The following is a 12,665-nucleotide window of genomic DNA, read 5'->3' on the forward strand; positions in this document are numbered from 1 at the left end:
TTCAAACAGCACCCTTTGCCGCGCCCGCCGCACCCGTATCCGCGCCGGAGGCGTTCTCGTCCCCCGGAATGTGGTCGGTGCGCTTTCTGAAGAGGATGAGGATCGGCCCGGCGATGTAAATGGACGAGATCGTTCCGACGATAACGCCAAACAGCATTGTAACACTGAAGGCGCGGATAAGGCCGCCACCGAAGAGATAAAGCGCTGTCAGTGCCAGAACGGTCGTCAGCGCTGTCAGGATGGTGCGCGACAGTGTCTGGTTGATCGACGTATCGATCAGCACCGACAACGGCATGCGCTTGTAGCGTGCAAGGTTTTCGCGGATGCGATCGTAGATGACGACCGTGTCGTTCAGCGAGTAGCCGACGATCGTCAGAACCGCGGCAATGCTGCCGAGATTGAACTCGATGCCGGTCAGCACGAGGAAACCGATCGTCAGCAGGACGTCGTGCGTCGTGGCAATGATCGCGCCGACGGCGAAGCGCCACTCGAAGCGCAGCCACACATAGAGCAGGATAGCAAGGAACGAAACAGCAAGCCCGATAGTGCCGGCGCGTGTCAGTTCGCCGGATACGACGGGGCCGACCACCTCGACGCGGCGGAAATCATACTCGTCCGAAAGTTCCGACCGGATGACGCCGGCGGCCGTCTGTTCGGCGTTGTCTCCCGCCTCCTGCGACGGTACCCGCACCAGAACGTCCTCGCCCGAGCCGAGTTGCTGCACCTGGACCTCGCCGAAATTCAGCTCGTCGAGGCGCGCGCGAAGATCGGCGACATCGACCGGTCCGCCTTTGGAATGCAGCTCGATGATCGAGCCGCCCTTGAAGTCGACGCCGAGATTGAGCCCGATGCCGGCAAGCAGCAGGACGGAGGCGAGCGACAGCGCCGCCATCAGGATGAAGACCGGGTTGCGGATCCGCATGAAGCGGATGTCCAGGTCGCTGAAGCGGCCGGTCCTAATACCCTTCGGCAAGCGTTCCGACTTCCATTGGCGCAGCCAGCGCTTCACGATCAGGCGGGTGACCGTGTAAGCGGTGAAGAGCGTCGTCACGCTACCGATCGCAAGCGTAACGGCAAAGCCGCGCACCGATCCGGAGCCAAGATAAAAGAGGATGGCGCTCGCAATCAGCATCGTCAGGTTGGCATCGAAGATGCTGCTGAAGACACGCGAAAAGGCGTTGTTGATGGTGCGCCGCAGGGGCTCGGCGCCGCGAACCTCTTCACGCAGGCGCTCGTAGATCAGCACGTTCGAATCGACGGCCACGCCGATCGTCAGAATGATGCCGGCAATGCCCGGAAGGGTCAGCGTCGCGCCCGAAAGGGAAAGCGCCGCGATAATCAGGACAATGTTCAGGGCGAGCGCAATGACCGCAAAGACGCCGAAGACGCCGTAGAAAAAGATCATCGATGCGGCGACTGCGACAGCCGCAACCAGACCCGCCTTCAGGCCGTCTGCGATGGCGTCGCCACCGACGCCGGGGCCGACCGTTCGCTCTTCGACGAAGGTCAGGGGCGTCGCGAGTGGCCCTGTGCGCACGAGAGCGGCAAGGTCGGTCGCACCTTCGGTCGGCAGGTCTGCGGAGATGCGCAAGGTGTCGCCGTTGACAGCCTCCGACAGCTTGAGCGTCGCGATGACCTGTCCATCGAGAACGATCGCTGCATCCTTTGGCGGCTGCTGCGCCGCAAGGGCGGCAACACGCTGCTGCGAAGCGGTATCGATCTTGATGGCGACCGACGCGCTTTCGCCGGAAGCATCAGGTTCCGGCTGGGCTGCAACAAAATTCGCCGCTGCAAGCAGCGGTGCCTTTTCGACGAGATAGGGCACTGGCGGGTCGTCGAAGGAATATAGGACTTCCGTGCCGGACGGAGGCTGGCCCTCCACGGCGCGTTGCACGGGCACGGAGGTATCCAGCATCCGCAGGGCCAGGTTGGCCCTTTGGCTGAGCAGATCCTTCAACCGCTGCGGATCGCCGAGGCCAGGCACCTGCACGATCAGCCGGTCATCGCCACGGCGCTGGATCAGCGGCTCGATGGCGCCAACTTCGGCGACGCGGCGGCGCACGACGTCGATGGACTGCGCCACGGCCAGCGAGAGCCGGTAGTCGATGCCTTCGTCCGTGAGGCGCAGGCGAACCAGTTCATCCGGTTCTGCACTGTCGAAAACGACCTCGGAAATCGGCTCGGAGCCGAACCCCCCGATATCGACGGGCGCCGTCAGCGGCCTCAGCCGCTCGCGAGCGGCAGAGAGTTGCGACCGGTCGCGAACGCGGAAGGCGATCGACTGGCCTTCGCCGGAAAGGCCGATATAGGCGATGTCGGCATCGCGCAGCGATTTGCCGACCTCGTTGGCGATCGTCTCGAGCCGTTCAGCGACGATGTCGCTGCGCGCCGCCCGCAGCATGAAATGGGAGCCACCCTGGAGATCGAGCCCGAGCGCCACCTGGCGATGGGGCAGCCAAGACGGAAGTTCGGCTGCCTCTTCCCGGCTTAGAACGTTCGGCAGCGCAAAGGCGATGCCGGCAAGTGCCACCAACCAGACGAGGATACGTTTCAACGGCGGTAATCTGCGCATGCCTCAAACGCTCCAGTTGCTCGGCTGGTGGTGGCTGTTCCTGCCTTATTCCTTGACAGGCTCGCCCTTGACGCGAACTTCCGACACGCCGCTGCGGACGACGCGGATCTTCACGCCATCGGCGATTTCGACTTCGAGTTCGCTGTCGTCAACGACCTTGGTGACCTTGCCGACGATGCCGCCACCGGTCACGACCTGGTCACCGCGACGGATGTTCTTCAGGAGTTCCTCGCGGCGCTTCATCTGAGCGCGCTGCGGACGGATGATCAGGAAATACATAACGACGAAAATCAGCAGGAACGGCAGGATGGACATGAGAATGTCCGCGCCGCCGGCGGAAGGGGCGCCGGCAGTCTGCGCAAAAGCTTCGGTAATGAACATCGATCACTCCTTGAGTTCAAATATCGGCGGTTCCTCCGCGCCAAATCGGCCGGAATATAGGGACGCCCCGCCGCTCTGCAAAGCCGCGGGCACCCGTACCCGTTCCTGTGCCTCTGACACAATTTACACAAGAGGAGAACCCCTCGCGCGGGCCTCGGTGACCTTTTCCAGCGTAAACCTGCGTGCTACCGGGTTTCTGGTGGGACCTGGCCGCGACGCGGTTACGGTAAACACCAGGGCCACGCCGCCTCGAATCATGACGGCACGGCCAAACACCTGATTCAGCGAGTGGAGAGAGACATATGCCGGAAGCCAAGATCGACGTTCTCATCAGGGAAATGCAGAAGCTTTCCGCGGCGATCGAGCGCATGGCCGGACCCGCCGCTGCAGCGAACGACTGGACCGCTGCCGAGTGCTTCGTCTGGGCCCCGGCGACACACCATCTGCAGCCGGTCGCCAAGCCGAACCGCATCGAACTGTCCCTGATCACCGGGGTCGACCATGTCCGTGACATCCTGCTCGACAACACGCTGCGCTTTGCCGAGGGCTACACGGCCAATAACGTGCTTCTCTGGGGCGCACGCGGCATGGGCAAATCCTCGCTGGTAAAATCGGTTCATGCGCAGGTTGCGCGCGACACCGGTGTTGCGGTCAAGCTGGTCGAGGTGCATCGCGAAGATATTGCCACGCTTCCGGCGCTGATGGACATTCTGAAGTCGGCACCGGTCCCGGTTATCGTCTTCTGCGATGATCTGTCCTTCGATCACGACGATACGTCCTACAAGTCGCTGAAGGCCGTGCTCGACGGCGGCGTCGAGGGACGCCCTTCCAACGTGCTCCTTTACGCCACCTCGAACCGGCGCCACCTGCTGCCGCGGCATATGATGGAGAACGAGCAGTCGACCGCGATCAACCCGTCGGAAGCGGTCGAGGAGAAGGTTTCGCTGTCCGACCGTTTCGGCCTGTGGCTCGGCTTCCACAAGTGCAGCCAGGACGACTATCTGGCGATGATCGACGGCTATGCCGCGCACTATGGCTTCAAGCTCGATCGCGACACCTTGCACGCCGAAGCGCTGGAATGGGCAACGACCCGTGGCGCAAGGTCCGGCCGTGTCGCCTGGCAGTTCATCCAGGATCTCGCCGGCCGCCTGCGCCACAGGCTCGACGGGTAACCGGGCGCGTCGCGAACCGCACGCCTTGCCGACATCCTGAAATAGAAAGCGCCGCCTGCCCGAGAGGGCAAGCGGTGCAAACATCGGATCCGGATCGGCTTTGCGACCGATCGAGACTATTCGAGGAAGGTCGCCGGGTTTACCGCGGTGGCATTCTTGCGCACCTCGAAGTGAACCTGCGGCTGGCTTGCCCGCCCGGTCATGCCCGAAGCAGCGAGCGTCTGGCCGCGCTGAACCTTCTGGCCGCGCTGAACCTTGAGTTCGGAAGCGTTACCATAAACCGTGACCGTGCCGTCGTCGTGGCGCACCAGGACGGCGTTGCCGAGTTCCTTCAGGCTGCTGCCCGAATAAATAACGACACCGTTTTCAGCCGCCTTGATCGGCGTGCCCTCGGGCACCGAGATGTTGATACCGTCGTTGCGGTTGCCATCGACATTGGCGCCGTAGCCGGCGACGACTGCGCCGCGCACAGGCCAGCGGTACTTGCTGATGCCGGTCGACTTCGGAGAATCGTCGTCGATATCCGTCGTCTTGCTGGCGACTTCGCTGACGCTCTGCTTAGCAACCGGCGCCTGGTATTCAGCCGGCTTGTTCTTGTCGAGCGACGCAACCTGCGGCTGCTCGGCCTTCTTGGGAACCGAGGCCGTCTTGAGCTGATCCGGAGCGGCACCATTTGCGCCCGGCAGCTGCAGCGTCTGGCCGACGCGGATCGATTCGGCCGTCAGGCCATTTGCCTGCTTGAGGGCGGCAACGGATACGCCCGTCGTCTTGGCGATACGGTTGAGCGAGTCGCCCGGCTTGACGGTGTAGGATCCACCGCCGGCGCCCTCGCCGTTCGTTGCCGGCTTGTCTGCAACGACGTCAGACTTGCCTTCACCCTTTTCGCGGGACTGGGCCGAACCCGGCAGGATTGCAACGTCGCGCTGATTGACCGGCAGCGGCGACGGCTGGCGGCTGTTGCCATCGAGATCGGCGATCGAGTTCGTGGCTGCCGCCTTGGCAGCGCTGCCTGCGACGCCGAAGGTCGGGATGACGAGACGCTGACCGGTCTCGACCTGCGCTGCGGACTGCAGACCGTTGGCCTTCAGGATTTCCTTTTCCGGGACACCAAAACGCTTGGAGAGAACGGCGACATTGTCACCCGGGCGAACCATGATCGTCGGAGCGTTCTGCGTCGTCCAGCCGCTCTTGCTTGCGGTTTCCTTGACCGTTGCGGGAAGCGTCTGCTGCGTGGCGAGTGCGGCCTGCTGGCGTGCTGCCGGGAACGGCTGGGCTTCGGCGCGCTGGTTTCCAGCAGCGCTCGGGTCAGCCAGAGTGGTGCGCTGAACGGAGATCGGGGTCGAGGCGACGCGGGCGTTGGATACGGGCGTGGAGGCCGTGTTTACCGGATCGTAGGCACCCTGCCCGGCTGCCGCCGGATAGGGCTGACCGAGGGCTGAACCACGGTTATCAACCGGCGCTGCCGCCATCTGACCCACGGACACATCGCCGCGCGGGACCGGCGTTGCGTCTCGGGGGATGGAATTTGTGGTGATGTTGTCGGACCGGGAGAACAGGCCGTCAAACCGGCTTGCATCCGAACTGCAGCCTGTTGCGACGCCTGCCAGCAGGACCGCCACGCAAAGGCGGATCGTCGACTTTCCAACCCCGGGAGATACAAACTTACGCATGACGCTTACCCACTCCGAACGCAACTCGATGTGGATTGATTAAAGCGTATTAGAGTTACCGCGTGGTTAAGGCAGACCCCACCAAAGGACTAATTTGACCAAATGCTAACCATAGGTCGACCGTCGCCCGTCAAGGGCATGCTAGAGGCAGCGTCACAGCTGCCGCCCGGGCACGAGGAGCCTAGCGCTAGATCAGTTCGGAATAGAGGCGCTCGATCTCGGACACGGATCGCCGCTCCGTCTGGTCTTCTTCGTAGCTGATGCTCGTCAGGTCCCAGGCAAAAATCTGGCGACCGGCCGGCTGCGCCAGGGTTTCGGACTGCGCCGTCTTGTCTTCGTCGAGCAGGACGCTCACCAAAGTCTGGAACGCCGCGTCTCCGTCCGCACCACTTGCTTCTTCATATTCGAGCGACCGCAGACCGGCCACCGCCGCCTCGCGTGTCCCGAAATAGCGCAAACTGTTCTGGTCCTCCGGACGAAGGCCGTCGTAGTAGTCGATGAAGTTCTTGTAATAGGCCTGGTGATCGCCGGAATCGAGAAACTTGCCGAAGGCCTGGTATTCGCGCGAGGCCAGTTGCGGCGACAGGCGGTTGTTCCATTCCTCGCGGGTGAGTGCCGGCTGGCCGTCGGATCCCTTCTTCGTCTGGCCTAGATAAAGCAGGGCATCGGCCGAAAGCGAGATGCGTGGCGTCGGATCAAAGAAGGTCGCGGCAAGCGCCTGTGCCGCCTGCTCATCCTTGCCTGCGGAATTCGTCTGGCCGGCATTGCGCCCGGCAAGATTGTTCAGCCCGTCGCCGGATGCTGCCGCCGTCAACCTGTTCGCGATCTGCATGTGCCGTCTCCGTACCTCGCGACCGGTGTCCGCCGACGTCGCAAGGCAAGCGACGACTCGCAGGCGGAACCCTGTCCGTGCACGGCAGGCGTATGGCGCGAAGCTTGCGCGAGACTGGAGAAAGTTAAGGGGTCGTTAGTAGTCGACGCCGGCGCGACCGGCGCTCCTCACCCGCGCGGACGGGAATTCAATATTTAGAGAAACGACGCCAGCTGCTGCACGATCGGAAGGTAAGGCGCGTCGAACAGATCCTCGCGATCGAAGCGGCTGCCCGTGCGGCTGACGCGCACGACCCGGCAATGGGTCTCGCTCATCATGATCGGAACCAGCAGGGTGCCGCCCGAAACGAGGTGATCCGAAAACATGCGCGGCAGACTGTTGAAGGCGGCGGTGATCAGGATCCGGTCGAAGGTGCCCTCACCCGGCACGCCGGCACTGCCGTCGGCATGCCGGACGATGACATTGCGAACACCTGTTTTTTCGAGGTTCTTCTGGGCCATGCCGACGAGCGTCTGATAGCGGTCGATCGTCAGCACCCGCTCGGCAACGCGTCCCATGACCGCGGCGGTGAAGCCGCTGCCGGTGCCGACTTCGAGAACACGCTGGCCGGATTTCAGATTGAGACTGTGCAGCAGACGGACCGCAAAGTCGTATCCCTCCATGAACGAACCGCAATCGAGCGGGATCGTCCGCTGCGAATGGGCTTCGGCCTGGTACTGCGGCGGCGCGAAATGGCTTCGCGGCGTCTGCTCAACCGCCTTCAACAGATCATGGTTGGTGATGCCTTCGGCGCGCAGACGCAGCACCATCTTGGCAAAGCCTTCCTGTTCGGTCACCCGCGCACTCAAGCAACGGCTCCCTCGTTGAGCGCCCGCGCCAGGCGATCCTGGACACTGTAGTCGGTAAGGTCGAGTTTGAGCGGCGTGACCGAGATCATGTTTTCACGCAGGGCGTGAATGTCGGTTCCGGCGCGGAAATCGCCGAAGCGTTCGCCGAAACGCAGCCAGAAATAGGGAAAGCCGCGGCCATCGGTTCGCTCGTCGATCGACAGGCCGAAGTCGAGCTTGCCTTGCGACGTCACCTCCGTACCGGCAATAGCGTCCGCCGAGCAATTGGGGAAGTTGACGTTGAGCAGCGTGCCGTCGGGCAGATCCACCTTCATCAGCTTGCGGACCAAGGCCGGCGCGTGCATTTCGACGACATCCCACGGTACGGTCTTTCCGACGGCGTGATTGTAGGCCTGGCTCAGCGCGATCGAGCGGATGCCCTGCAACGTTCCTTCGATGGCGCCGGCGACGGTACCGGAATAGGTCACGTCGTCGGCCATGTTGGCGCCAATGTTGACGCCGGACAGCACGAGATCGGGCTTGCGATCGAGTACCTTGCGGACGGCCATGATGACGCAATCGGTCGGCGTGCCGCGAAGTGCGAAGCGCTTTTCCGCGATCTGCCGCAGCCGCAATGGCTCCGACAGGGTCAGCGAATGGGCAAGGCCGCTCTGGTCCGCTTCGGGCGCGACGACCCAGACATCGTCCGAAATCGTCCGGGCGACGCGTTCAAGTACCGACAGGCCCTCGGCGTGAATGCCGTCATCGTTTGTCAGCAGGATCCGCATGATGCCGCACTCCCCTCGACGTTCGCTCAGGCTACCTTTTCGATGCGCGTCTGGCCGCCCATGTAGGGGACCAGCACCTCCGGCACCGATATCGAACCATCGTCATTCAGATAGTTCTCGATGACGGCGATGAGCGCGCGGCCGACGGCAACGCCCGAACCGTTCAGCGTGTGAACGAAGCGGGTTCCCTTGTCTTCCTTGGTGCGGTAGCGGGCGTTCATGCGGCGCGCCTGGAAATCGCCGCAGACCGAGCAGGACGAAATCTCGCGGAACGTATCCTGTCCCGGCAGCCAGACCTCGAGGTCGTAGGTCTTGCGGGCGCCAAAGCCCATGTCGCCGGTGCAAAGGGTCATGACGCGGTAATGCAGGCCGAGGCGCTTCAGCACCTCCTCGGCGCAGGCGGTCATGCGCTCGTGTTCGGCAACGGACGTTTCGGCATCGGTGATCGAGACGAGTTCCACCTTGTTGAACTGGTGCTGGCGCAGCATGCCGCGGGTATCGCGACCGGCAGAACCAGCTTCCGAGCGGAAGGACGGCGTCAGCGCGGTGAAACGCAGCGGCAGCTTTTCGCCTTCCAGGATCTGCTCCCGGACGATGTTGGTCAGCGGCACTTCCGCCGTCGGAATCAGCCAACGGCCATCCGTGGTGCGGAAGAGGTCTTCGGCAAATTTCGGCAGCTGGCCGGTGCCATACATCGCATCGTCGCGCACCAGAAGCGGCGGTTGCACTTCGGTGTAACCATGTTCCTGGGTGTGCAGGTCGAGCATGAACTGGCCGAGCGCGCGCTCGAGCCGCGCCAATTGGCCCTTGAGGATCGTGAAGCGCGAACCGGAAATGCGGGCCGCACCCTCGAAATCCATCAGCCCGAGCGCTTCGCCGATTTCAAAGTGCTCGCGCGGCTGGTGGTTCCAGGTGGGCTTCTTGCCAACCACGCTCTTGACGACGTTGCCGGTCTCGTCGGCACCGACGGGTACATCGTCCAGCGGGATGTTCGGAATGCGCGACAGGGCGTCGTTGAGCTCGGCCTCGATTTTGCGGCTGTCCTCTTCGAGCGCCGGCATGGCGTTCTTCAGGTCGGCAACCTCGGCCTTCAGCTTATCGGCGAGCTCGGCATTCTTCTGCGCCATGGCCGCGCCGATATCCTTCGAGGCCGCATTGCGGCGCGACTGCATGTCCTGCAGCGCCTGAAGGTTCGTACGGCGGCGTTCGTCGAGCGCGATCAGAGATGCCGACAAAGGCTCCGCGCCCCGCTTCGCCAGGGCGGCGTCCAGCATCTCGGCATTCTCACGGATCCATTTGATATCAAGCATTTTCGTTCCACGCGTTGGTCAGATCACGGCGCGAAATCTCGAATGCTCAGCCCTTGGCGGGGCCGACCTCTCCGGAAGATCCTTCCTGCGACTCGGCAGCCTCGCTCTTGAGCGCGTCAGCTGCCCGCTGCCTTTCGACGAGTCGCGCCGTATAGATCGAAATTTCGTAGAGAAGGATGGCTGGCAGCGCAAGGCCGATCTGGGAAATCGGGTCCGGCGGCGTGAGCACGGCCGCGACAACGAAGGCGATCACGATCGCGTATTTGCGCTTCTCGGCAAGACCCTGCGAGCTCACGAAGCCGACGCGGGCAAGAAGCGTGGTGATGACCGGGAGCTGGAAGACAAGGCCGAAGGCGAAGACCAGCGACATGATCAGGCTGAGATACTCCGAGACCTTCGGCAGGAGCTGAATGGCCACCTGCCCTTCGCCACCGCCCTGCTCCATGGCCAGGAAGAACCACATCACCATCGGGGTGAAGAAGAAATAGACAAGCGCGCCGCCAAGCAGAAACAGGAGCGGTGACGCGACCAGGAACGGCAGAAACGCCGCGCGCTCGTTCTTATAGAGCCCCGGTGCAACGAACTTGTAGATCTGTGCCGCGATTACAGGAAAGGCGATGACCAGCGCACCAAACATCGCGACCTTAATCTGGGTGAAGAAGAACTCCTGCGGCGCCGTATAGATGAGCTCGACATTGCGATGGTTGAGGCCCGCCCAGCTCACGGCCCATTTGAACGGCAGCACCAGAAGGTTGAACAGGCCCTTGGCGAAGTAGAAGCAGACGAGGAACGCAGCGAAGAACGCGCCGATGGCCCACATCAGGCGCTTGCGCAATTCGATCAGATGCTCGATCAGCGGCTGCGGCCGGTCCTCGATATCGCCGCTCATGCTTCACCTTTCTTGCGCGCACTGGTGCGCGGCTTTGACGTCTTGGCAGCAGGCTCTGCCACTGTCGGCGTCACTTTTTTCTTTTCAGCGGCCGGCTTCGCGGGCGCCTTGGCAGCAGACTTTGCCGTGGCCGACTTGGATGCAGCTGTTGCCGTCTTGGGCGCTGCCGTTGTCGACTTGGGCGCGGCCTTCTTTACAGCCGGCGTCGCATCGGCCTTCGTCCTGGTCGTACGCTTCGGCTTTTCCGCCGGTACGGATGCGACCTCTGCGCGCTCGATCTGGCGATTGGCCGAACCGATTGCCGCAGCGGCAACCGCATCTGCGGGCTTGGCTTCGACCGCGGCCGGCGCAACGGCGGAAACTGTATCGACGGTGTTCGGTGTCGCAGGCTGGTCGGGTGTGGCCGCCTTCTGCAGGTCCGCCTTGATATCGTTGCCCATCTGGCGCAGCGGATTGATTGCATCGCGCAACGCATTGGCCGGATTGAGACTTTGCGCGTCGCTGATGGTCTTTCGAACCTCGTCAAGGTCCGCTTCGCGCAGCGCTTCATCGAACTGCTGACGGAATTCCGATGCCATGCCGCGCATCTTCGAGGTCATGCGGCCGAAAGCCCGCAACATTGGCGGAAGGTCTTTCGGCCCGACAACCACGATCAGAACGATTGCGATGACGACGAGCTCGGTCCAGCCGATATCAAGCATGCGATATGTCCTGCAAACCCTTGATGCCGCCAGCCCGGTATGGACACCGGACAGGCTTCACCGACACCAGACTGTTAGCGAACTTCGTCAGACTTGTGGTCAACGGTCTTGCTGTCGAGCGTCTTGTCGGTAGCAGCCGCCTCATCGTCGGACATGCCCTTCTTGAAACTCTTGATGCCCTTAGCAACGTCACCCATCAGTTCGGGGATCTTACCGCGACCGAACAAGAGCAGCACCACGACCAGAACGATCAGCCAGTGCCAAATGCTTAACGAACCCATGCTCTTACTCCTCTGAGCCTTCCCCGATTTAGGCTCTATCACATGTCAATTTTCAGGCGTGCCTCAAGCACGCGTCTCGTTGTGACAGAACCTAAGATGCCGAACTGCTTTTTTCAAACAGTAATATATCCCGCTCGTTAACTGAAAGCATTACATCACGCAATCCATGCGGCAATCGGTCCGCCCTGATGCGCGCCCGAACCACCTCCTCACAACGCGGCACAGCGAGCTCCAGAAGCTCGACCACGCCGATGAAGCGACGGGAGAGAATGCGGGCGGGAATGTCGCCATCCTCTTCGCCGACGCGCACTCCAGACAACCTGACGGCCACCGAGAGGCGCTTGCCTTCCGGATGGGGGCCGGCTGCAACGCTTCCGACCGGCGTTTCGACGCGGCCGTCACGAACCTGCGCATCGAAGACGTTGATCTCCGAAAAGAAGCCGGCGGCAAAAAGATCCCTCGGCTCGCGGTAGAGTTCGTCGGCCGTTCCGACCTGAACAAGGCGCCCGTCCTTCAGGAGCGCGATGCGATCCGCCATGCGCATCGCCTCTTCGGCGTCATGCGTGACGACGATAGCCGTTGCCCGCGTTTCCCTGAGGATCGCCAGCGTATCGGCACGGATCGAATCCTTCAGGCGCGAGTCGAGGCCGGAAAATGGTTCGTCCATGAGCAGCACCGCCGGGCGCGGCGCGAGCGCGCGGGCAAGCGCTACGCGCTGCTGCTCGCCGCCGGAAAGCACGTGCGGATACAGATCGGCATAGTGCGACAGGCCGACACGCTCGAGCGCCGCATCCGCCTGGATCAGACCTTCCTTCTTGGGGATCGCCGTCAGACCGAAACGGACATTGTCGCGGATCGTCATGTGCGGGAAAAGCGCAAAGTCCTGAAACATCAGCCCGACGCCACGCTTTTCCGGCGGCAGGAAGACAGAGGGGCCGGAAATTTCCTGGCCATTAAGCATCAGACGCCCAGCGCTCTGCCTCTCGATACCCGCGGCGATGCGCAGCAGGGTCGTCTTGCCGGATCCCGAAGGCCCGAGCAGGCAAAGGACCTCGCCGGCCTTTGCCGCCAGGCTGACGCCCTTGATCGTTTCCTTGGCGTGATAGCTGTGGTGAATATCTTCGAAGGTCAGGCTCGCCGCGAAGGAGACGCCCGCTGTCCGTCGCGTGGTCATGACGGGAGCGTCCTGCGGATCTGAAACCATGCTCTTGCATTCCTTGACACCAGTGGCGCAGGGTCAGC

At 62.6% G+C, this 12,665-nt stretch carries 12 protein-coding genes; 1 reads left to right on the forward strand and 11 read right to left on the reverse strand.

Annotated elements, in window-relative coordinates; genetic code table 11:
• Nucleotide 1: 1 nt before the first annotated feature.
• Both secDF and yajC read right to left on the reverse strand, forming a co-directional pair.
• Nucleotides 2-2,572, reverse strand: coding sequence for a protein translocase subunit SecDF (gene secDF, locus ASE71_RS08095; RefSeq protein WP_060516999.1), 2,571 nt, complete (start codon nucleotides 2,570-2,572; stop codon nucleotides 2-4).
• Between the two features lie 45 nt (nucleotides 2,573-2,617).
• Nucleotides 2,618-2,953 carry a preprotein translocase subunit YajC gene (gene yajC, locus ASE71_RS08100; RefSeq protein ID WP_034796611.1) on the reverse strand — a complete coding sequence of 112 codons (336 nt, stop codon included), beginning with the start codon at nucleotides 2,951-2,953 and terminating at the stop codon, nucleotides 2,618-2,620.
• Nucleotides 2,954-3,255: 302 nt separating this feature from the next.
• Here yajC and ASE71_RS08105 point away from each other — a divergent pair, with 302 nt between their 5' ends.
• On the forward strand, nucleotides 3,256-4,125 hold the full coding sequence (locus ASE71_RS08105; RefSeq protein ID WP_034796613.1) for an ATP-binding protein: 870 nt from the start codon (nucleotides 3,256-3,258) through the stop codon (nucleotides 4,123-4,125).
• Between the two features lie 116 nt (nucleotides 4,126-4,241).
• Here the strand turns inward: ASE71_RS08105 and ASE71_RS08110 are convergent, their stop codons facing one another.
• The 9 genes from ASE71_RS08110 to ASE71_RS08150 form a co-directional block, all read right to left on the reverse strand.
• On the reverse strand, nucleotides 4,242-5,795 hold the full coding sequence (locus ASE71_RS08110; RefSeq protein ID WP_060516997.1) for a LysM peptidoglycan-binding domain-containing M23 family metallopeptidase: 1,554 nt from the start codon (nucleotides 5,793-5,795) through the stop codon (nucleotides 4,242-4,244).
• Between the two features lie 187 nt (nucleotides 5,796-5,982).
• Complete coding sequence (locus ASE71_RS08115) at nucleotides 5,983-6,627, reverse strand: hypothetical protein (RefSeq protein WP_034796617.1); 645 nt, start codon at nucleotides 6,625-6,627, stop codon at nucleotides 5,983-5,985.
• Nucleotides 6,628-6,821: 194 nt separating this feature from the next.
• Nucleotides 6,822-7,475 (reverse strand): protein-L-isoaspartate(D-aspartate) O-methyltransferase, encoded by a 654-nt coding sequence (locus ASE71_RS08120; RefSeq protein ID WP_034796623.1) that lies wholly within the window; start codon nucleotides 7,473-7,475, stop codon nucleotides 6,822-6,824.
• On the reverse strand, nucleotides 7,472-8,242 hold the full coding sequence (surE, locus tag ASE71_RS08125) for a 5'/3'-nucleotidase SurE (RefSeq protein ID WP_060516995.1): 771 nt from the start codon (nucleotides 8,240-8,242) through the stop codon (nucleotides 7,472-7,474). Before surE ends, ASE71_RS08120 begins: the two co-directional genes overlap by 4 nt.
• 26 nt (nucleotides 8,243-8,268) lie before the next feature.
• On the reverse strand, nucleotides 8,269-9,552 hold the full coding sequence (gene serS / locus ASE71_RS08130; RefSeq protein WP_060516993.1) for a serine--tRNA ligase: 1,284 nt from the start codon (nucleotides 9,550-9,552) through the stop codon (nucleotides 8,269-8,271).
• Between the two features lie 46 nt (nucleotides 9,553-9,598).
• Nucleotides 9,599-10,441: a twin-arginine translocase subunit TatC gene (gene tatC, locus ASE71_RS08135; protein WP_060516991.1), complete on the reverse strand. Its 843-nt coding sequence runs from the start codon at nucleotides 10,439-10,441 to the stop codon at nucleotides 9,599-9,601.
• Nucleotides 10,438-11,142 carry a Sec-independent protein translocase protein TatB gene (tatB, locus tag ASE71_RS08140; RefSeq protein ID WP_060516989.1) on the reverse strand — a complete coding sequence of 235 codons (705 nt, stop codon included), beginning with the start codon at nucleotides 11,140-11,142 and terminating at the stop codon, nucleotides 10,438-10,440. Before tatB ends, tatC begins: the two co-directional genes overlap by 4 nt.
• Nucleotides 11,143-11,216: 74 nt before the next feature.
• Nucleotides 11,217-11,423, reverse strand: coding sequence for a twin-arginine translocase TatA/TatE family subunit (locus tag ASE71_RS08145; RefSeq protein WP_034796642.1), 207 nt, complete (start codon nucleotides 11,421-11,423; stop codon nucleotides 11,217-11,219).
• Nucleotides 11,424-11,514: 91 nt separating this feature from the next.
• A complete protein-coding gene (locus ASE71_RS08150) occupies nucleotides 11,515-12,627 on the reverse strand; it encodes an ABC transporter ATP-binding protein (RefSeq protein WP_060516987.1) in 1,113 nt (370 codons plus the stop codon).
• Nucleotides 12,628-12,665 lie beyond the last annotated feature (38 nt).

Source organism: Ensifer sp. Root954 (assembly GCF_001429005.1).
Classification (GTDB): domain Bacteria; phylum Pseudomonadota; class Alphaproteobacteria; order Rhizobiales; family Rhizobiaceae; genus Ensifer; species Ensifer adhaerens.